This is a genomic window from Actinomycetospora cinnamomea (genome assembly GCF_003096675.1).
Classification (GTDB): domain Bacteria; phylum Actinomycetota; class Actinomycetes; order Mycobacteriales; family Pseudonocardiaceae; genus Actinomycetospora; species Actinomycetospora cinnamomea.
On record NZ_QEKW01000004.1, the window covers coordinates 268,038 to 286,642 of the forward strand.

21 protein-coding genes are annotated in these 18,605 nt (G+C 74.0%); 6 read left to right on the forward strand and 15 right to left on the reverse strand.

Going from position 1 to position 18,605, the window contains the following annotated elements; translation table 11 throughout:
• Positions 1–74: 74 nt before the first annotated feature.
• The 5 genes from C8D89_RS30170 to C8D89_RS10475 all read right to left on the reverse strand — a co-directional run bounded on the left by C8D89_RS30170 (position 75) and on the right by C8D89_RS10475 (position 4,102).
• Positions 75–1,754 carry a helix-turn-helix transcriptional regulator gene (locus C8D89_RS30170; protein ID WP_116708047.1) on the reverse strand — a complete coding sequence of 560 codons (1,680 nt, stop codon included), beginning with the start codon at positions 1,752–1,754 and terminating at the stop codon, positions 75–77.
• Between the two features lie 65 nt (positions 1,755–1,819).
• Positions 1,820–2,182 carry a hypothetical protein gene (locus C8D89_RS10460; protein WP_116708048.1) on the reverse strand — a complete coding sequence of 121 codons (363 nt, stop codon included), beginning with the start codon at positions 2,180–2,182 and terminating at the stop codon, positions 1,820–1,822.
• Positions 2,183–2,294: 112 nt separating this feature from the next.
• Complete coding sequence (locus tag C8D89_RS10465; RefSeq protein ID WP_116708049.1) at positions 2,295–2,702, reverse strand: type II toxin-antitoxin system VapC family toxin; 408 nt, start codon at positions 2,700–2,702, stop codon at positions 2,295–2,297.
• Positions 2,702–2,974 (reverse strand): type II toxin-antitoxin system Phd/YefM family antitoxin, encoded by a 273-nt coding sequence (locus C8D89_RS10470; RefSeq protein ID WP_116708050.1) that lies wholly within the window; start codon positions 2,972–2,974, stop codon positions 2,702–2,704. The genes C8D89_RS10465 and C8D89_RS10470 overlap by 1 nt, the downstream gene beginning before the upstream one ends.
• A gap of 54 nt (positions 2,975–3,028) precedes the next feature.
• Positions 3,029–4,102, reverse strand: coding sequence for a glycoside hydrolase family 172 protein (locus tag C8D89_RS10475; RefSeq protein ID WP_116708051.1), 1,074 nt, complete (start codon positions 4,100–4,102; stop codon positions 3,029–3,031).
• A 120-nt stretch (positions 4,103–4,222) separates the two neighbouring features.
• Here C8D89_RS10475 and C8D89_RS10480 point away from each other — a divergent pair, with 120 nt between their 5' ends.
• Both C8D89_RS10480 and C8D89_RS10485 read left to right on the forward strand, forming a co-directional pair.
• Positions 4,223–4,960, forward strand: coding sequence for a DUF4253 domain-containing protein (locus tag C8D89_RS10480; protein ID WP_116708052.1), 738 nt, complete (start codon positions 4,223–4,225; stop codon positions 4,958–4,960).
• Positions 4,961–5,035: 75 nt separating this feature from the next.
• Positions 5,036–5,266, forward strand: coding sequence for a CopG family transcriptional regulator (locus C8D89_RS10485; RefSeq protein WP_116708053.1), 231 nt, complete (start codon positions 5,036–5,038; stop codon positions 5,264–5,266).
• A gap of 228 nt (positions 5,267–5,494) precedes the next feature.
• On the opposite strand, the gene C8D89_RS10490 is transcribed toward C8D89_RS10485, so the two are convergent.
• Positions 5,495–6,271 (reverse strand): endonuclease/exonuclease/phosphatase family protein, encoded by a 777-nt coding sequence (locus C8D89_RS10490; protein ID WP_116708054.1) that lies wholly within the window; start codon positions 6,269–6,271, stop codon positions 5,495–5,497.
• 97 nt (positions 6,272–6,368) lie between these two features.
• Positions 6,369–7,640: a ferric reductase-like transmembrane domain-containing protein gene (locus C8D89_RS10495; protein ID WP_165825635.1), complete on the reverse strand. Its 1,272-nt coding sequence runs from the start codon at positions 7,638–7,640 to the stop codon at positions 6,369–6,371.
• A gap of 88 nt (positions 7,641–7,728) precedes the next feature.
• Here C8D89_RS10495 and C8D89_RS29135 point away from each other — a divergent pair, with 88 nt between their 5' ends.
• A complete protein-coding gene (locus C8D89_RS29135) occupies positions 7,729–8,118 on the forward strand; it encodes an NUDIX domain-containing protein (RefSeq protein ID WP_165825636.1) in 390 nt (129 codons plus the stop codon).
• Here C8D89_RS29135 and C8D89_RS10500 read toward each other — a convergent pair.
• Positions 8,100–8,615, reverse strand: a complete 516-nt coding sequence (locus tag C8D89_RS10500) for an RNA 2'-phosphotransferase (RefSeq protein WP_243417998.1) — start codon at positions 8,613–8,615, stop codon at positions 8,100–8,102. The two genes, C8D89_RS29135 and C8D89_RS10500, sit on opposite strands and share 19 nt — an antisense overlap.
• 45 nt (positions 8,616–8,660) lie before the next feature.
• On the opposite strand from C8D89_RS10500, the gene C8D89_RS10505 reads away from it, so the two are divergent.
• On the forward strand, positions 8,661–9,563 hold the full coding sequence (locus C8D89_RS10505) for a DNA polymerase domain-containing protein (RefSeq protein ID WP_116708056.1): 903 nt from the start codon (positions 8,661–8,663) through the stop codon (positions 9,561–9,563).
• 53 nt (positions 9,564–9,616) lie between these two features.
• On the opposite strand, the gene C8D89_RS10510 is transcribed toward C8D89_RS10505, so the two are convergent.
• On the reverse strand, positions 9,617–10,636 hold the full coding sequence (locus C8D89_RS10510) for a sensor domain-containing diguanylate cyclase (RefSeq protein WP_116708057.1): 1,020 nt from the start codon (positions 10,634–10,636) through the stop codon (positions 9,617–9,619).
• Between the two features lie 325 nt (positions 10,637–10,961).
• On the opposite strand from C8D89_RS10510, the gene C8D89_RS10515 reads away from it, so the two are divergent.
• Both C8D89_RS10515 and C8D89_RS10520 read left to right on the forward strand, forming a co-directional pair.
• Positions 10,962–11,771, forward strand: a complete 810-nt coding sequence (locus C8D89_RS10515) for a 3-keto-5-aminohexanoate cleavage protein (protein WP_243417999.1) — start codon at positions 10,962–10,964, stop codon at positions 11,769–11,771.
• 192 nt (positions 11,772–11,963) lie between these two features.
• Positions 11,964–12,353: a hypothetical protein gene (locus C8D89_RS10520; protein ID WP_116708059.1), complete on the forward strand. Its 390-nt coding sequence runs from the start codon at positions 11,964–11,966 to the stop codon at positions 12,351–12,353.
• A gap of 247 nt (positions 12,354–12,600) precedes the next feature.
• Here C8D89_RS10520 and C8D89_RS10525 read toward each other — a convergent pair whose 3' ends face one another.
• The 6 genes from C8D89_RS10525 to C8D89_RS10550 all read right to left on the reverse strand — a co-directional run bounded on the left by C8D89_RS10525 (position 12,601) and on the right by C8D89_RS10550 (position 18,532).
• Entirely contained in the window at positions 12,601–12,993 is a 393-nt protein-coding gene (locus tag C8D89_RS10525; protein ID WP_116708060.1) for a hypothetical protein, read from the reverse strand.
• Positions 12,994–13,333: 340 nt separating this feature from the next.
• A complete protein-coding gene (locus C8D89_RS10530) occupies positions 13,334–14,548 on the reverse strand; it encodes an amidohydrolase family protein (RefSeq protein ID WP_116708061.1) in 1,215 nt (404 codons plus the stop codon).
• A gap of 70 nt (positions 14,549–14,618) precedes the next feature.
• On the reverse strand, positions 14,619–15,560 hold the full coding sequence (locus C8D89_RS10535; RefSeq protein WP_116708062.1) for an MBL fold metallo-hydrolase: 942 nt from the start codon (positions 15,558–15,560) through the stop codon (positions 14,619–14,621).
• Entirely contained in the window at positions 15,557–16,462 is a 906-nt protein-coding gene (locus tag C8D89_RS10540) for a fumarylacetoacetate hydrolase family protein (protein ID WP_165825637.1), read from the reverse strand. The genes C8D89_RS10535 and C8D89_RS10540 overlap by 4 nt, the downstream gene beginning before the upstream one ends.
• A gap of 10 nt (positions 16,463–16,472) precedes the next feature.
• Positions 16,473–17,564 carry a hypothetical protein gene (locus C8D89_RS10545; protein WP_116708063.1) on the reverse strand — a complete coding sequence of 364 codons (1,092 nt, stop codon included), beginning with the start codon at positions 17,562–17,564 and terminating at the stop codon, positions 16,473–16,475.
• Positions 17,565–17,662: 98 nt separating this feature from the next.
• Positions 17,663–18,532: a LysR family transcriptional regulator gene (locus C8D89_RS10550; RefSeq protein ID WP_116708064.1), complete on the reverse strand. Its 870-nt coding sequence runs from the start codon at positions 18,530–18,532 to the stop codon at positions 17,663–17,665.
• Positions 18,533–18,605: the final 73 nt, after the last annotated feature.

The following is an 18,605-nucleotide window of genomic DNA, read 5'->3' on the forward strand; positions in this document are numbered from 1 at the left end:
GCGCTCCGGACATCGCACGCGCGGGCCATCCGCCGGATCGGACAGCGTGGCCGGAACCGGCCATACGGGCGGGGTCAGAGCAGGCCGGTGCGCAGCGCCTCGGCGACGGCGGCCGATCGGGACGGGCAGCCGAGCTTGCCGAGGATGTTCGCCACGTGCCGGTGCACGGTGTGTTCGCTGAGCACCAGGGTCGCCGCGATCGCGCGGTCCCCGTAGCCGTCGGCCACCAGCCGCAGCACCTCGCACTCCCGCCGGCTCAGCGTAGGGACGCGCACGGGCTCGAGGTCACCGGCCAGCCGGTCGGCCCGGTCGGCCTCGCGCACGGCGCCGATCCGGCGCAGGGTGGCCGCGGCGGCCCGCAGCTCGCGCAGCGCGTGCCGGGGTCGGCCCAGCCCGGCGAGCACGCGGGCGAGCTCGATCCGCGCCCGTCCCGCCTCGAAAGGCGCCTCGCACCGGTGGAACAGTCGCGTCGCGTCCTCGAACGCGACGCGGGCGAGCCCCGCGTCACCCGTGGCGGCGGCCACCGAGCCCACGGCGACGCGGGCCGTCGCCCGCAGCGAGTCGGTGCCGACCCCGTCGGCGATGAGGGCCAGCTCGTCCGCCGCGGCGCGGGCCGTGTCCGGCTCGCCGAGCGCGACGTGGGCGCGCACCAGCAGCTCCAGGCCACCCGCCCGGAGCGTCCCGATGTGGGACGGGATGTCGCGCAGGTACTGCGCGGCACGATCACGCGCGCCGGCGGGGTCGTCACGATCGAGACACAGCTCGGCCGTCCCGAGCAGGGCGAGCCCGTGCCCCTCGAGCTCCGCGAAGATTGACGCCGCCTCGTCGAGCCGGCCTTGACGGCGTCGCAGCTCACCGAGGCGGACGGTCGCCTCGGCCACCATCGGCGGCCGGATCGCGGCGAGCTGGGCGGCCGCGTCGACGAGGGTGCGCTCGGCCTCGGCCCAGGCGCCGCGGTGGATGTGCACCCCGCCGTGGTAGGCCCGGCAGGCCAGGTTCAGCATCTGCATCCGGGCCTGCGCGGTCAGCTCCTCGATGCGGCGGCACCACTGCCCGGCGCGGTCGTAGTCGCGGACCCGTTCGCACGCGTTGAGCATGTAGCAGCAGCACCAGACCATCGCCCACTTCTCCGCGAACTCGCCGCCGACCGCGGCGGCGACGGCCTGGTCCAGGCGGGACATGCCGGCGTCGAGCTCCCCGACGGTGACCAGGGCCAGCCCTTCCGTGGCGAGCCCCATCATCTCCAGGTCGACCGCTCGCCCGGCGCGACCGATCTCGGCGGCCCGGGCCCCGAGACCGCGCGCGGCCTCCGTGTCGTTGGCGAAGAGGCGCTTCTCCGCCTCGTGCACGAGCAACCAGCCGTGCTCCTCGCACGGGGCCAGATCCTCCAGCAGCCGACGCGCCCGGCCGTACCACCCCTGGGCGACCGCCGCCTCGCCCCGGAAGTCCACGTGGTCGGTGCCGAGCCAGGTCGCCATGCGGGCGGCCCCGCGGACGTCGCCCTCGGTGCGATAGGCGAGGTAGGCCCGCTCGCGGAGATCGAACATCGCCACGTCGTCGGCCAACCACCAGGCCGCCCAGCTCAGCCCCTCCAGCGCGGGGGCACCCGCGGCATCCCGGGCCGCCTCGAACAGGCGGCGGGCCTCGGCGAAGGCGCCCCGCGCCAGGGCGAGGCGACCGGCGGCGACCGGATCCACGAGGGCGGCCTCGCCCTCGTCCGGCTCCCGCAGGGTGGCGGCGCCGTCGTCCTCCACCGACCCAGGTTACGGCGCGCCGCCACCGACACGACCCCGCGCGGCGAGCGGGGTACCCGCCCGGCTCAGCCGACCTCGGACGACGACACCGCGCGCACGCCGCCGTCGACGAGGACGAGGTGGTCGTGGCCCGGCTCGCGGACGAGGATCGCCTCCTCGATCTGGGCCAGCAGGGTCTGCAGGCGGGCGGCCTCGGGGTCGTCGAGCTCGTCCGGCTCCTCGTCCAGCGACTCCCGCGCACTCGGGACGAGGCCGTCCTCGTCCCGCACGTGCTCGGCCAGCCGCTGCGCGCAGACGTGCAGGCGCACCGCGGGCTCGACGGGCTCGCCGTCGAGGTCGGTGAGGTCCACACCCTCGGGCGCGGTGCCCACGCCGGCACGGAATCCCAGGGCGGAGAGGAAGCGGGCGTAGCGCTCCTGGTCGTCCATCAGCTACCTCCGTAGTTCGATGCCCGATGGTGCGAGGAGCCCGCCGGGTCCTGCCAGCGCAGAGGGGTGTGACCCTGCCCGAGTGGACAGTGACGTCGGTCGCGGGACGGACTCACCACGCGGTCGGGCCCGGTGCCTGCGTCGGCACGCCGCGCTCCCGGGCGGCCGCGAGCAGCCGCTGGTCGTAGGTGAGGAACGCCGTGAGCTCCTCACCGGGCACGACGAGCGCCGTGGCGAGGTGGATGGCGTCGAGCGTGCGGAGCGTCGGGTCGGTGAAGGCGGCCGCGGTGGTCCGCACGGAGGCGTCGATCTCGCAGCGGTAGAGCCGTGCCAGCACGGCCGGTACGGCGCTGAGGAGGTCGGGCTCGGTCCGGCGCAACGCCCTCCCCAGCTCCACCTCGGCGAGCACCGACGTCACCCACGGCACGTCGGTGCGCTCGTCGAGCCACCCCGCCAGGGCGTCCGACTCGGGTTCGCGGCGCACCAGCTTCACGAGCGCCGCGGTGTCGAGGTAGATCACTACGCGCGCTCGTCGTCCCGGAGCTGCTCGAGGAGCGCTCCGGCCTCCTGCTCGGTGCGGACGGGGCCGCGGGGTCGGGGCGGCGGACCGCTCGAGGTGGGCGCGAGGACCCGGCCGGCGGCGACGAGGTCCGCGAGCGCGGACGGGGCCGCCGGGACGAGGTGGGCGATGACGCGGCCCCGCTCGGTCACCGCGACGTGCTCGCCGGCCTTCACACGAGCGAGGACGCGAGCGGTGTCTTGGTTCAGCTCACGGACGGGGACATCGGCCACACCGTCAATGTACTACGCGCGTACTACGCCGATGCCATGCCCCGTCATGCCTGCTCACCGCAACGGCAGCCGTTCCTCCACCGGCGCGAGCGCGAACGGGCGGTGGGGCTCGGCCTGGTACCAGTACGCGACCGACGACCAGTCGTCGCTGCGCCGGTTGGCGTGGCCGTGCTCGATGCTCACGCGGATGGAGCGCTCGAACACCACCGGGTCCTCGACGTGGAAGCGGTACAGGCTCACCGGGCCGCGCCAGTTCCGCCCGCCCGGCAGCGTCACGCCGTGGTACGGCGCCGAGTAGGTCTGCGTCGGGCACCAGGCGGTGTTGACGTAGTCCTCGGTGCCCGTGCCGTGCAGGGTCGGCGGCCACTCCTCGCCGTCGATGAAGATCATGTCGTCGCCCTCGCCGTACCAGTTCCACCGCCGCGTCCGGCGCCGGTTCTGGACGTTGAGCACGCAGCCGACGTAGTGCCCGTGGCCCTCGGCCTCGAGGATCGTGTAGTTGCCAGCCCCTGTCAGGTTCGTACCGCCGAACTGGTAGCGCGCGTTCGACGGGCCGGGCCTGACACCGGATGTCAGCTGTCGACGCCACTGGGCGTGGAAGCGGCCGACGTCGTCGCCCACCTCGTCCAGCTCCTCGTGGTCGACGTAGAAGTAGACGACCACGTCGGTCTCGGCCTCGTTCGTCACCTCCATCCGGGCGCCGGCGGCGAACGGCATCGCGAACCAGCAGTTGAACGCCTTGCCGTCCTCCGGGCTCATCTGCAGGGGCAGCGAGACGAAGTTGGTGGTGCGGCCGTGGCCGACGCCGAAGAAGTCGCCGAGCGGGACGGCGACACTCGGGTGCTCCTCGCCGTCCCACCAGGCGCGCAGGACGAGGCGGCGCAGCAGGTCGGGCGGGCCGCCGCGCGGTCGGCGCAGCGTCCGCGGCGCGGCGACGGTCATCCAGAGGTGGGTGACGACCCCGGCGTCGGCGACGTCGAGCATCGTGGCGGCGTGTCCGGGTCGCAGGGTCACGCGGTCGTCGTTGCCGCCAGTGCGGTCCCAGCTCGACGCGCGGCGCCGGCGGGTGCGCCGCAGTCGGGGCAGGTCGCGCAGGCTCGATCCGTGCGGGCCGTAGTCGACGGTCATGGGGACGCCTCTTCCGTCGGTCGATCGGTGAGCACCACCCTGCGTCGCGGTGATCCCCTCGGGCCACTCGCGCCGGGGACCGGATGGAACCGTTGGACCGCCGGCTCCGTCGAAGCTGGTGTGACCACTTCTGACATCTCGGCCTCCACCTCGGCCTCCGACGCCGTGGAACGCGTTCCCGGCGCCGGCCCGGACACCTATCGCGGGCTGCTCCGCGACGCCCGGACGGCGGGCCGCACGCCGATCTGGCTCGATCCGCAGGGCGACAACCGCATCGGGCTCCTCCCGGTGCCGGACGATCCCCTCGCGGAGATCCGTGCCCACGACCCGTACCGCGTCCTCGCGGAGTGGTGGCCGGGGCCCTGCCCCGCCGGGTGTGCGTGCCTGGAGCCCTTCACCGGGGAGCTCCCGGAGCTCGCCCGTGCCGGTGGTCCGGACCGCTCGACCTCACGGCGCACCATCCAGGAGGCCACCGCGATGGCCGACGACGTCGTGACCTACGCGACCGGGAACCTCGGGGTCGTCCGGTCGACGCGACCGGCCGACGTCCCGACGCTGGTGGGCTGGGGCGGGGCGTGCAACTACGACCACCAGGACAACGTCAGGATCAGCGCGGTGCTCCGCAGCTGGGAGGAGCGCTTCGGCGCGGTGCTCACCGTGATGGCGCGGGACACCCTCCTGCTCTCGGTGGCCTACCCGCCGCGGACGTTCCGGGAGGCCGAGCAGGTCGCCACCGAGCACTTCGCCTTCTGCCCGGACCAGCACGACCCCCAGGACATGGAGGGCACCGTCTACACCCCACGCAGCTACGGCAGGACGATCCGCAACGCGCGGTGGTGGCGGTTCTGGTGGGACTGATCGCCGCGACGGGGTGGCGTCCGCGGTCGCATCGCCGTGCGACGCGGGTGAGCATCGAGATGCAGCACGGATGACATGCGCACGACCGTTACCTTCGACGACGACACCTTCGCCGCGGTCGAGCGGCTCCGGCGGGAGCGGCGGCTCGGGCTCAGCGCCGCCGTCGACGAGCTCCTTCGTCGTGGCCTGCGGTCGAGCGACGCCCCGCCGGCGTTCGTGCAACGAACCTCACCGGGTCACGCGCGTGTCGACGTGCGCGATGTCGCCGAGGTCCTCGAGCTCCTCGAGGGGCCGGCGTCGCCCTGATGCTCGTCGACGCCGACGGAACGGCATGTCGATGTCCTTGGGGACCTCCTGCAACGCCACCAGCTGGTGGCCGGCGACGTGCCGGACGCCCACCTCGCCGCGCTGGCGGTGGAGCACGGCATCAGGGTCTGTTTCGGCGGACACCGACTTCGCCCGGTTCACCGAACTCCGCTGGGTGAACCCTCTCGCGGCGTGAGCGCGTCAGCCCCGAGCGCACGGGCGGGGTCCTCATTGCGCGACGACCAGGGTCGCGACGAGCGGCCGGTGGTCGGACGCCGTGACCTCCGGGGTCTCGGGACCCCCGACCACCGCCAGCCCGCGGTGGAAGATGTAGTCGATCTTCCCGCGCGCGGTCGTGGTGAGCTCGCCGGCGGGGTCGACCTCGGTGAACGCCGCCCGCAGCGGCGCCAGCTCGGGGGCGCCCGGGCCGACGTTGAGATCGCCGAGCAGGACGACGGGACCCGGGCCCGTGGCGGCGTCGGCAAGGAGGCGGATCTGGTCGGCCTGCACACCGTTCAGCCCGATGTGCGTCGTGACCAGCCGGAGCCCCGCGACCCGCACCCCCAGGTAGCCGCGCTGCTCGTCGCGGCGGTCGGGCGGGTAGAGCACGACCTGATCGTCGCCCACCGGCAGCAGGGAGAGCACCGCGAGCCCCCACTCGACGGCGTCGGGGTCGGTGCCGCATACGGGCCCGAGGGCGGCGTTGATCGGCGCGTTCGCCTCCTGCGATGTCGGCGGCCGGATGGGGGCGGGCACCACCGTGTACGGCAGGCCGTGGTCGCGGCGCAGGATCGCGCCGAGCTCCGCAGCCTGGTCGGTACAGATCTCCTGCACGGCGAGGACGTCCGGGCGCACCTGGGCCACCAGGTCGGCCCAGTCGTCCGGCTCGTGGGTGTGGCCCTGGACGTTCCAGGTCATCACCCGCAGCGTCTCGCCTCGCACCGGGGTCGATGCGGCCGTGGAGCAGGCGCCGAGCCCCAGGAGCAGGACGACCAGCAGGGCCACGAGAGCCCCTGGCGCTCGCCCACGACACCCGCTCCACGCCACGGTCCCATCTTCGTCGCCGGCCTGGACGCGGTTCGTCGGCGGTGCCGGGACGGCGTCAGCCGAACCGTTCGGTGGTGATCGCGCCCGCCGGGACTCCCAGGCGGCCGAGACCGTCGATCGCCGCCCCGACCAGCGGGGGCGGCCCGCACACGAAGTACTGGTGGCTCTGCGGGACGTCGGTGGGCATCACGGCGCGGAGCATGGACGGGTCGAGGCGACGCCCGCCGGTGCGCAGGACGGCGAGGTCGAGCCGCCGGGACAGGGCGAGGATCTCCGACGCGAACAGGGCCTCGCCCTCGCGCTCGGCGAGCAGGAGCGAATGGGCCCGCGGGTCGGCCGCGGCGGCGTGGGCGCGCAGGATGCTCATGATCGGGGTGACGCCGACCCCGCCGGCGATGAGCACGAGCCCGCCGTCGCGCGGGTCCGACCGGTCGGCCGGCACGAACGCTCCGTGCGGCCCGTCGACCCACACCGGCGTGCCCGGCTCGAGGTCGATGAGCCCGCCGCTGAACGGGCCCTGGTCGCGGACCGTCAGCTCCAGCACGCCCGAGCGGGTCGAGGCCGCGACGGTGAACGGGTGTTCCTCGGCGACCGGGAGCCGCCGCAGCCGCAGCCACACGAACTGACCCGGTTCGGGCAGGGTGGCGAGGGGCCGCTCGCCCGGCGCGAGGACGATCGTGGAGGTGGTCGCGGACTCCGGGCGGACGGCCGTGACGAGATGGGCGCCCCGACGCAGGGCCGGACGCACCACCCACCGCTGCAGCAGCACGGCCAGCATCACCGCCGCGAGCGCGGCACCGGACACGCCGACCAGCGGGTTCTCGCCGATGTTGCCGAGCAGCCAGATGTGGCCGCCGACCAGCAGGAACACGAGCACCCCGAGCACGGCGTGCACCCGGGCGACCTGCCCGTAGCGCCGCGCCGACAGCCGGGGGAGGACCAGACCGCCCGCCACCATGAGGGCGGTGGCGGCGATGCCGGCCTGCATCGACGGACCGACGGCGAACGGGTCGAGCAGGGCCGGGCCCCGCGGCGAGGACAGCACCGCGGCCACGACATGGGCCAGCGTGAACGCGGCGGACGCGACGCCGAGGCGGCGGTGGACGTTGTTGCCCAGCTCCACGCCGAGCAACCGCGTCAGCCCGCGGACCCGCGAGACCAGCACGACGACCAGCGCCATGAGCACCGTCGCGACGACCCCGAGCGCGCTGCCCCACGTGACGGTGTCGGCGAGGCGCGGCGACCCGAGTGAGAGCGCGACGGCCACCAGCGGCATGAGCAGCACCAGGCCCAGCCCCATCACCCACGCCCGCCCGCGCTCGGTCATGCCCGCGGACGGTAGGGAGGGCGTCCGCGCCGCCGGTGCGGTTCGGTGGGGCCGTGACCTGTTCGTGACCGAAAGGGGAGGACGCGCGGTGGAGCACATCGCCCGGGCGGTGGTGGTGCGGGACGGGGCGGTGCTGCTGGTCGAGGAGATCGCCGCGGACCACTGGTTCTTTCCCGGAGGCCACCTCGAGGACGGCGAGACGCCCGCGGACGCGCTGGTCCGGGAGCTGCGCGAGGAGCTCGACGTGGGGGCCACGGTCACCGAGGATCTCGGCCGGGTCGAGAACCACTGGACCCACGACGGCGTGGCGCACCACGAGACCAACCACGTCCTCGCCGCCACGATCGACACCGACGACCCGGTGAGCCAGGAGCCGCACCTCGGCGTCGGCTGGATCCACCTCGGCGACCTGGACACCACCGACGTCCGCCCGCGTGTCCTCGTCGACCTCGTCCTGGCTCAGGCGCGGCGCAGGTAGCGGGGCGCGAGCTCGTCGGCCAGCCAGGTGTCGGCGTTGCCGCGGAGGAAGACGTGTCCGTCCGCGGCGGCCCGGCCGGCGTCGACGTGCAGCACGACCGGCCGGCCGTGGCGCGCGCCGACCTCCCGGGCCGTGGCCTCGTCCGAGGAGAGGTGGACGTACTGCCGGGCGCCGGGCCGCAGGCCGTCGCGCAGGATCGCCTCGACGGTGGCCGCGCCCGTCCCGTGGAACAGGACGGCGGGCGGGTCGATCGCCGGCAGCTCGACGTGCCCGGGCAGCGAGTGCCCGTACCGCGCGCGGATGCGCTCGCCGGCCACCTCGAAGCGCTGCTTCGACCCGTGCGCGACCACGTCCTCGACATCGGCGCGTGACACCCGCAGCGCCGCACACACCGCGTCGAGCGGGGCCCAGCCCTGTGCATCGAGGACCAGTCCCACCCGCGCCGGGTCGTGCCGCAGCGCGCGGGACATGCGCTTGGAGAGCCGCACCCTGTCCACGGCCGGCGGGTTTGTCGGGAACCCGCCGGAGGCAAACGCCCCGGCATGGCCCGGAGCGAGGAACTCGTCGTCGCCGACGTCGGCGTGACGCACCCCGACAAGGTGCTCCTGCCGGCCCGCGAGGGCGGCGACCCCGTCACGAAGGCGGATCTCGCCCGCTACTGGGAGGCGGTCGCCGGCACGGTCCTGCCGCACCTCGCGGGCCGCCCGCTGACCCTCCAGCGCTTCCCCGACGGTCTCGACGCCGGAGGGTTCGTGCAGCAGGACGCGGGCAAGCGGGCCCCGGAGGGACTGCACATCATCGACACGCCGCGGCGGGAGCAGCGGTCGGGCGCCGACGAGGTCGTCCACCACCCCGAGGTCGAGGAGCTCGCCGACCTGATCCGGCTCGTCCAGTTCGGCACCGTGACGCTGCACGGCTGGAACGCCGTCGCCGGTGCGCTGGAGCGGCCGGACCGGCTGATCGTCGACATCGACCCGGGGGACACCGCCGACCTCGCGGGCATCCGCGACGTGGCGCGCGCCGTCGGGCGGGCCGTCGAGGACCGGGGCCTCGTCCCGTTCCTGCAGAGCACCGGCAGCCGCGGCTACCACGTCGTCGCCCCGCTGGACGCATCCGCGGGCCACGACCACGTCAAGGGCGTGGCGCAGGAGATCGCCGACATCGTCGCCGCGGGCAACCCCTCCGAGCTGACGACCGCCGTCCGCAAGGACGCGCGGCGCGGACGGACGTTCCTCGACATCGGCCGCAACGCCTACGGCCAGACCGCGGTGGTGCCGTACTCGCCACGCGCCCGCCCCGGTGCGCCGACCGCGACGCCGCTGGACTGGGACGAGCTCGGCCGCGTCCGCCCCGACCAGCACGACATCCGCTCGATCCCGCGTCGGCTGAGCCGCAAGACCGATCCGTGGGCGGGGTTCGCCGACCACGCGCGAGCGCCGGGATGACCCACCCGGCGCTGCGCTGGACCGCGCGGACGCCGACGAGCAGGCGCACCCCCTCAGGCCGTCGGCAGGGTCGGGCGGGGGTGGGGGACCTGCGGCGTCGGGCGGCCGCCGTCGCGGCGGGCGCGCTTGTCCTCGTACATCGCCGCGTCGGCCTCGGCGCAGGCGCCCGGGAAGCCGCCGACGACGGTGAAGGGCGCCGCGCCGATCGAGCACGGGACGCGGGCGGCGTCGAGGGCCTCGCGCAACCGGTCCACGAGCTGGTCGGCGTCCTCCGTGCCCACCTGCGCCACCAGCGCGAACTCGTCCCCGCCGAGGCGCGCCAGCGGGTCGGTGCTGCGGATGACCGAGCGGAGGACGGCGGCGGTCTGGCGCAGGTGGCGGTCGCCCGCGGCGTGGCCCTCGCTGTCGTTGACTGTCTTGAGCCCGTCGAGGTCGAGCGCCACCACCGTCGCCGGGTCGCCGAAGCGGCGGAAGCGCTCGTCCTCCCGCTCGAGCCAGCGCTCCCAGCCCCGGCGGTTGAGCAGCCCGGTGAGGGGATCGGTCTCGGCGTCGCTGACGGCGCGCTCCAGGGCCCGCGCCGAGTCGACCGCGGCGGTGTCGGCCTCGAGCACCGAGGACAGCAGGCTGGAGAGCAGGTCGAGCAGCGGCTCCTGGTCGACCAGCGTCGGGTCCACCGGCTCGCGGTTCAGCCCGACGACGGTGCCGAACAGCGCACCCTCGTCGGTGACGATCGGGGTGCCGACGTACGTGCCGATCTGCATGCCCTGCGCGGCGGCCTCGGACGCGAGCCGTTCCAACTCGGGGACCTCGCGGGTGTCGGGGACGATCCGCGGCGTCCGTCCCGCGGCCATCGGCCGGCACATTGAGCCGGCCCACGCCGCGCTCAGGCCGGGCGCGAAGCCGAAGCCGGAGTCCGCGGTGACCAGCACGGTCTGCTGGCCGTCGGCGACGCGGGTGACCGCCCAGGTGTCGAGCGGGACCACGCGCACGAGGTAGTCGACGACCATGCGGCACGCCGCGTCGAACGCCTTCGGCGGTGCGAGGCCCGTCGCGACCTGCAGATCGTCCGTCATCGGATCCCCCCTGCGTGCGCCCGTAGCCCCTTCCCGGCCATCCTCGGACCCAGTGTCGCCGTCGCGGGACGGCGGGGATCGGCCAGGTCGGGCTCATCACCCGTCCCGGGGACGGGGCCTGCCTCCGCCGTGCGGGCACCTTCTCGCTGTGGGACCTCCCTCCCCAGAGGGCTACTCGGACGTCGGGGCCCCGGCTGGCACGACTCGATCACGCTGAGGCCCGTGGCGGTGAGGGTGGGAACGACAACCCGTGTGGCCGGGAGAGCACGAGCGTGCGGTCCGGGGGTCGCCCTTGCCCGAACCAAGGGCGAGATTCGGTCATAGCGTGCAGACGCTCGTGCAGACGTTGCTTGCATCCCGTCGGGGGCCGAAGCTGGCGGGGACCGGTGAGCTGGCCGGAGGAGGTGACGGCACGGTGCTGCAGTGCTGCCCCAACGGTGCGCGCCCGGCCGATGCCTACCCGGCCGTTCCGGTGACTCCGCACCGCCTTGCCCGCGACGCGCGCGCGGTGTCCGCGCTCGGGGTGTTCAGCGTCCACGTGCATCCCCGCGACCGGGACGGTCGGGAGAGCCTCGACCTGGACACTGTCGGGGCGGTGACCAGCGCGATCCGCGAGATGGCGCCGCGTACGGAGATCGGGGTCACCACGGCGCGATGGGTCGAGCCCGATCCCGTCGCACGCACCGAGATGATCAGACAGTGGGGTCGGCTGCCCGCGCATGCCCGCCCCGACCTCGCCTCGGTCAACGTCCACGAACGCGGGTGGCAGCGGGTGTGCGCCGCCCTCGACGCGGTGGGCATCGGGGTGGAACTAGGAGTCTGGACCTCCGGCGACGCCGTGCAGCTCAGGAAGGCCGGCCTACCGCGGGGCACGGCCCGGGTCCTGGCCGAGGTCACCGTGACCGATCCGGGTATCGCGGTCGCCGAGGCAGTGCGCATCCTCAACGCGCTCGGGCCGATGCCCGCGCCGATCTTGTTGCACGGTGAGGAGGCCGGGGCCTGGCCCGTCCTGGAGTACGCCAAGCGCATCGACCTCGACACCCGGATCGGCTTTGAGGACACCCTCGAATGCCCGGGTCGCCTCAGGCGCGCCGTCAGCAACGAGGAGCTCGTGCGGCATGCGCTGACGCGATGAGACCCGTTGGCCCAGCCCGTGGTCGGAGTACGGGCAGCGAGGCCGGACCTGAGGTGAAGCGCCGCGGTCGCCCTCCGGTTGGTCAGGGCGCCGGAAGGGGTAGTCGGTGAGGCACGCCGCGCGCTCTGAGCCCTTTCCTGCACTTCTCTACTGGACCCATCGCGCTCCATACCTCAGCGAGGGCGGTGACCGGTGGAGGTCTCGACAGCCAGCTACGTGGTGACCGTGGTCATCGGCATCGTCATCGTCCTCGTGGTGGGTCAGCTCCTGCGCCGGCTGGGGTACGACTTCCTCAGGGAGATACACGGGGACCGAACGCGGACGACCTCGCTGAACTACCTGCTGGTCACCCTGTTTCACCTGATCGCCCTGGGTCTGCTGACCCTGGTGTCGACGGCGAACCTCGGGCTGAACGGCATTCAGCTGATCATCACGAAGACAGGGATCTTCCTGTTGGTTCTCGGGGCCGTGTACGGGCTCGCAGTGCTGGGCCTCGAGACCGCGCGCAAGCGCCGGCGGGAGGAGGCTCTCGAGGACAGCATCCGTTCGCGAGGACCAGACCGAGGGTCCCCCGCAGGTTAGGGAATCCCCGGCGGGCGCCACGGACGACCCCGATCCACTCTGTCGCCGTCACGACCTCGGACGTCGAGAACCAGAGGAAGCGGGTGGCGGTGGTGACCGGGTGGAACGTGGCGAGCTCGGCGACGCCGAGGCCTCGTGGTGGAGGAGGCGGTCGGAGGAGGTCACCGCAAGGGACAGCCCTGGGATGCGGCGCTCGGCCAAGACGCCGGCGACGGTGGCCCGGAGGTCGTCGAGGTCGGCTGTCGACCTACTCACCCGTGGTTTCCTTGACCGCGTCGATGCGATCGCGCATCGCCAGGAGGGCGTCGAACGCGGCCCGCTCGTCAGGCGCCAGTACCTCGTGGTCTGTATGACGCATCAGGACGGCCAGGGCGTCCATGATCCGCCCGAGCTGGCGGCCGTAGCTGGCCTCCTGGGTGACGATGCGCTGCTCGAGCTCGGCGCTTCCCGCGGCCTGTTCGTTGATGTTGATGAAGCCCAGCTGCGTCCCGGTCGCCCGCAGCAGCGAGGTGTCGATCACCTGACGCACGTCCCCCGACCACGGGGCGCGCAGACCGAGCATCGCCCACCAGGAGCGCACCATCTGCTGGGACATCTGCTGAGACCAGGACACGAAGGTCTGCGGATTGGAGGCCAGCATGCCTCACTGTGCGTCGCCGGACCGCCGTGCCGTCAAACGGCGCCACCCGCACGGCGCAACCGCGGTAGCCGTGAGTACACGATCGCTGACCGCATGGTCGTTGATCGGTCTGTGGAGTCCGCCGCTCACCGGACTCGTCGTCCATGAGTGAGGCTTCTCGCGTCGTCTCGGGCCCTCTAGCTCGCTCGCAAGACGGCGGTATATCGGGAGATCGTCACGGCGCCGTCCCCGAGGCGTCCTCCTCGGGTCGGTACAGCGAGGTGACGGGCATGAGTCGGAGCCTCGCGAGGATGGCGGGCAGGTCCGGTCCGCCATCGACGATCGTGTCGTATCAGATCGTCTAGTGCAGAGCCGAGACGGCGCGAGACCGCCCGATGTCCACGGGTACGCCGGCCCGCCACACGCGCCGGATGTCGCGGGTGGCGGTGATGTCGGCCAGCGGGTCGCCGGCGACGAGCAGGAGGTCGGCCCGGGCACCGACCGCGATCCGCCCGCGGTCGGGCAGGCCGAAGACGCGCGCAGGCGTGGTGGTCGCGGCGCGCAGCGCTTCCCGCGGCGACAGGCCGGCGCGGACGAGCAGCGCGAGCTCGAGGTGCATCGACGCCCCGTGCACCACCGCGGCCGCGTGCCCGGGCACGTCGTTGGCGTCGGTGCCGGCGAGGATCGTCGCGCCGGCGTCGACGAGGCGTCGCAGGTTGTCCTGCGCGTGCTCGTAGGACGCGCCGGCCGCGGAGCTCGTCGGCAGCCCGCCGCGGTCGCCGGCGCGCATCGCGGCGACGGCCTCGGGGTCGAGGCCCGCGATCAAGCGGCGGTCGGCGAGCAGCTCACCGGTGCTCGCGACGTCGGTGAGCGCCCGCATCATCGTCATCGTCGGGCAGACGACGAGCTCGGCGAGGTCGTCGTCGAGCGGGCCGTCGAGCGGGAGGTGGGTGAGGACGTCGACACCCGCGTCGCACGCGGTGCGGAACGCCCAGCGGGTCGGCGCGTGCGCGACGGTCAGCAGCCCGCGTTCCCGCGCAGCGGCGCACAGCGCGGCGACGGTCGCCGGCGCGAGCGTCGGTCGGGAGACGTCGGCCGCGTTCTCGACGAAGATCTTGAGGTAGTCGGAGCCCTCGCGCAGGCGGTCATCGACGAAGCGCTCGGCGTCCTCCGGGCCCGAGAGCCCCGGGATGCGCCAGCCCGAGGGGTCGGGCGGCAGCATCACCGCCGGCCACCCGTCGACCGCACCGGCCATGAGGCCTGCACTGCGCAGGTCGGCCTCGTCGCTCCGCACCGCCGCCCGCCGGCGCTCCATCGCGGTGAACTGCGGCGGCGCCGAGAACATGTCGAGCACCGTGGTCACGCCGTGGCGCACGGCCTGGCCGAGGTTGCCGGCCCCGCGCAGGTGCACGTGCGCGTCGATCAGCCCGGGCAGCAGCGTCGCGCCCCGCCCGTCGACGTCCCCGGCGCGCTCGCCGGGCACGACGGCGGTGATCACGCCGTCCTCCACCGTCACCGTGGCCAGGCCCCGCGCGTCGGTGCCGTCGAAGACCCGGGCACCCGAGATCGTCGTCATCGTCGCCTCCCCGTCGGCGGGTCCGAGTCGACTCCGCACGGGGACGGGACGCAAGGGGGCGCCGCCGGGATCAGGCGAAGCAGGTCAACGGACCGCCGTGGTAGGTCACCATGTCGTCCAGCGCGCCGAAGACGTCGATCGCCCCGCCGCGCTCGAGCCCGTCGAGCTCGGCGTAGGCGCGGTGGAGGTTGCCGACGATCCGCTCGGCGTCGGGCCAGTCGGCGAAGCGCCCGAGATCGGTGTCCCGGGCGGCCTGCAACGGCATGACGCCGGCGGCGCGCCCACGCTCGGCGAGGTCGAGGACGAAGCGCAGGTAGTCCAGCGTCGCGTCGAGGGGCGCGCGGTCGTGGAAGACGGGGCCGTGGCCGGGCACCGTGGTTCGGGCGTCGAGGGGGAGCAGGACGTTCTCGAGGACGTCGATCGCCCCGGCGACCGAGCCCATGAGCAGGAACGGCGTGCCGCCGTTGAACACCAGGTCGCCGCAGAACAGCGTCGAGCGGTCGGGGAACCAGACGATCGAGTCGTTGGTCGTGTGGGCCGGGGTGCCGACGTGGAGGACCTCGCCGCGCAGGTCGCCGGCGTGCACCGCGACGCGGTCGGTGAAGGTGACGAACGGGGGATCGAGTGGCAGGTCGCCCCAGTCGGGGTTGTGCCAGTAGGGCAGCTCGCGGGCGGGGCCGAAGGCGATGGCCTCGGTGCGCGTCCTCTCGTGCGCGATGATCGCCGCGCCGCCGAACAGGGCGTTGCCGAAGGTGTGGTCGCCGTGGTGGTGGGTGTTCACGAGCGTCCGCACCGGCCGGTCGGTGACGGAGGCGATCGCGTCGAGGAAGGCGCGGGTGCGGCGCTCGGTCGAGCAGGCGTCGATCGCGAGCACGCCCTGCGGCCCGACGACGAAGCCGGTGTTGTTGATCCACCACGTGCCGTCGGGCTGCACGTAGGCGTGGATGCCGTCGGAGACCTCCTCGCGGCGCGGGGGCCCGGGGACGGTGATGTCGTCGGTGCGGCTGCTCATCTAGGGTCTCCTCCGCGCAGCGGGATCGGGTCGGGGCCGGGGACGACGCCGGCGTCGATGGCCCCGAGCCCCTCGGCCTCGAGGTGGACGCGGTCGCCGGGCTGCAGCCACGGGTACGCGTCGGCCCCGTGGACGCGGGAGAGCTCGAGCAGGCAGCCGGTGCCGACCGTCCCCGAGCCGATGAGGTCGCCGGGCACGACGCGTGTCCCGCGGGACGCGTACGCGATCATCTCCGCGAAGCTCCAGTAGAGGGTGTCGAGCCGGCCCGCGCTGCACGGCCGGCCGTTCACCGAGGCCGTCATGGCCGCAGCGGGGGCGAGCTCGTCGGGGGTGAGCATCCACGGCCCGCAGCTCGAGGCGAAGTCCTTGCCCTTCGCCGGGCCGAGGTTGAGCTTCATCTCGGTGCCCTGCAGGTCCCGGGCGCTCCAGTCGCAGAACAGCACGTAGCCCGTGATGTGGCCGGCCGCGTCGGCGGGGGCGAGGTCACGGCCCTCACGGCCGATCACCGCCGCGATCTCCAGCTCGTAGTCCAGCGCCTGGCTGCCCGGCGGGACGGCGACGTCGGCGTGCGGGCCGAGCAGGGACGCGGGGTTGGTGAAGTAGAAGACCGGCTGGGAGTACCAGAGCGGATCGACCTCCAGGCCGATCGCCGCGCTCGCCGTGACGACGTGCTCCTCGAACGCCATGAAGTCGCGGATCGACGGCGGGCGGGGGATCGGGGCGAGCAGCTCGACGTCCCCCACCGGCTCCTGGTCCGCGGCGGCGTCCGCCGCCCCGCCGAGCCGGTCCTCGGCGATCAGCGTGAGCAGCGTCGTCTCCTCCGGCACGGGGTGCAGGCGGTCGCCCCGCCACACCCCGACCCGCTCCCGGCCGTCACGATCACGGACGGTGCTCCAACGCACGGCATCTCCCTCAGGCGAACTCGGCGCGCAACTGCTCGGCGGCCAGAGCCATCGACTCGAGCTTGCCGCGGGCCATCGGGCGCGGCAGCGAGAACAGGCCGCAGTCCGAGGTCAGGTGCACGCGGTCGGCCGGCACGTGCTCGAGGGCCTTGCGCACGCCGGCGACGATCGTCTCCGGTGTCTCGACCACCAGCCGCTTGATGTCGATGCAGCCGACACCGATGCCCTTGTCGCTGGGGTGGCGCGACCAGAGGGCGAAGTCGTCGTCGGGGAACCCGGTCTCGGCGAACGCGTACTCGACGGCGTCGACCTCGAGGTCGCTCGCCACCAGCTCGTGGAACCCCGCGTACGGCGTGATGCCGACGGGGACGCCGCTGGCGAGGTGGCAGATGTGGAAGATCGTCAGGGCCTCGACGCCGTCCAGGGCGCGGTTGAGCGTCTCGACGACCAGCGGGTAGTCCTCGGGCTGGTGCAGGGTGAAGCCGACGTCGTCGAGCTGCAGCACCTCGACCCCCGCGGCCACCGCGTCCTTGAACTCGGCGTTGTAGGCGTCGGCGAGGTCGCGGTACAGCGCCTTCTTGTCGCCGTAGTGCCGGTCGGTCAGCCAGCCCGCCAGGTTGGCGGGGCCCATGCCGCTGCAGAACTTCACGGTGCGGGGGCTCACGGCGCGGGCCGCGGTCCACAGGTCGGCGAGGTGCATGGTGCCGCGGCCGATGGGGCCGTCCACCGCCACCTCGCTCCATGTGCCGGCGAAGGGGGCGGAGGTCTCGCGGCCGAAGGCGGCGAACACGTGGTTCGGCGCGGGCTCCACGGTGATGCCGTCGAGGTGGTAGCTCGGGTAGAGCAGGAACGAGGAGATGAAGCCCTCGTGGCGGTCGTACCAGAGGTGCCCGTCGGTGGGCAGGTCCAGGCCGGCGTCGATCTGGTCGCCGATCATCGCGCGCACGCCGTCGGCGTAGGCCTCGGCGAAGTCGCCGCGGCGCAGCGCCACCCGGATGTCCTCGGCGCCGAGGTCGAAGGTGTTCCACCGCGGCCGGGGGTAGGAGCCCACCGCGGTCGTCGGGAAGAGGTGGCCGAAGTGCTCGCTGAGCCGGCGGGGCATGGCAGGCCTCCCACGACGTCGGGGTCGTGGGTTTCACCGTGGCGCGGGTGGGACGTCGGATCACGTGCCGGATCGGTTGCGATCGCCCCTTGACGTGCTCAGGCGTGGGTCAGCAGACCGACGGCCTGGCGGAAGGCGAGCGTCGCGCGTGACTCGTCGCCGGGGCGGGTCGCGAGCGAGACCTGGGCGCTCGGCCACCCGATCGGCACGAACCGCACGTCGGGGTGGGGGAAGAACCGCCGGGCCGGGTCGCCGTGCAGGCCGAGCAGCCCGGACGTGGCGACGGCGGTCGGGATGGCCGCCGGGGTGCGGACGGTCGGCGCGCGCCGCGACGTCTCGCCGGCGGGCCCGGCCCACCGCGCCAGGCCGGGGTGGCGCCCGAGCGGGCGGACCCAGGCCCAGCCCTCGACGTCACGGTCCTCGAGGCGCTCGGCGTCGGCCAGCGGGCTCGTGGCGGGGACGACCGCGACCGCCTCGGCCTCGAGCAGCGGGTCGAGGCGCACCCCGTCCACCGGGCCCACATCGTGGACCACCGCGACGTCGACCTCGCCGGCGCGCACGGCGTCGAACTGGCTGTCCCAGTCCAGCTCGACGTGCACGAGGCTGCGGCCCGGCAGCTGCGCGTGGACCAGCTGCCGCAGCTCCGCCCAGCGGTCGGCGGCCCCGAACCCCAGGACTCCCACCCGCACCACCGTGTCGTCGCCGGTCGGCGGGGCGTCGCGGGCGGCGGCGGCGAGGTCGTCGACCTGCGCCAGGACGTCGCGGGCCCGCTGGACGAGGCGGGCGCCGGCCGGGGTGAGCCCGACGCGGCGGCTCGTCCGGTCGAACAGCCGCGCCCCCACCTCCTTCTCCAGGGCGTGGACGTGCCGCCCGAAGGCCTGCGGGGCGATCCAGTGCCGCTCGGCCGCCTTCCGGAAGTGCAGCTCCTCCGCCAGCGTCACCACGTAGCGGAGCGCGCGTAGGTCCATGTCCGCCTCCGTGCCCGGCGACGCTACTGCCCCGGCGGGCGCGGGGGAACGGGCTTGACCTGCACCTTCGTAG

Coding starts and splice junctions, on each gene's coding strand:
- C8D89_RS10460 (WP_116708048.1), bottom strand. CDS start 2,182: ATGGACGACCAGGAGCGCTACGCCCGCTTCCTCTCCGCCCTGGGATTC.
- C8D89_RS10475 (WP_116708051.1), bottom strand. CDS start 4,102: ATGACCGTCGACTACGGCCCGCACGGATCGAGCCTGCGCGACCTGCCC.
- C8D89_RS10485 (WP_116708053.1), top strand. CDS start 5,036: ATGCGCACGACCGTTACCTTCGACGACGACACCTTCGCCGCGGTCGAG.
- C8D89_RS10495 (WP_165825635.1), bottom strand. CDS start 7,640: ATGACCGAGCGCGGGCGGGCGTGGGTGATGGGGCTGGGCCTGGTGCTG.
- C8D89_RS10505 (WP_116708056.1), top strand. CDS start 8,661: ATGGCCCGGAGCGAGGAACTCGTCGTCGCCGACGTCGGCGTGACGCAC.
- C8D89_RS10510 (WP_116708057.1), bottom strand. CDS start 10,636: ATGACGGACGATCTGCAGGTCGCGACGGGCCTCGCACCGCCGAAGGCG.
- C8D89_RS10525 (WP_116708060.1), bottom strand. CDS start 12,993: ATGCTGGCCTCCAATCCGCAGACCTTCGTGTCCTGGTCTCAGCAGATG.
- C8D89_RS10530 (WP_116708061.1), bottom strand. CDS start 14,548: ATGACGACGATCTCGGGTGCCCGGGTCTTCGACGGCACCGACGCGCGG.
- C8D89_RS10535 (WP_116708062.1), bottom strand. CDS start 15,560: ATGAGCAGCCGCACCGACGACATCACCGTCCCCGGGCCCCCGCGCCGC.
- C8D89_RS10545 (WP_116708063.1), bottom strand. CDS start 17,564: ATGCCCCGCCGGCTCAGCGAGCACTTCGGCCACCTCTTCCCGACGACC.
- C8D89_RS10550 (WP_116708064.1), bottom strand. CDS start 18,532: ATGGACCTACGCGCGCTCCGCTACGTGGTGACGCTGGCGGAGGAGCTG.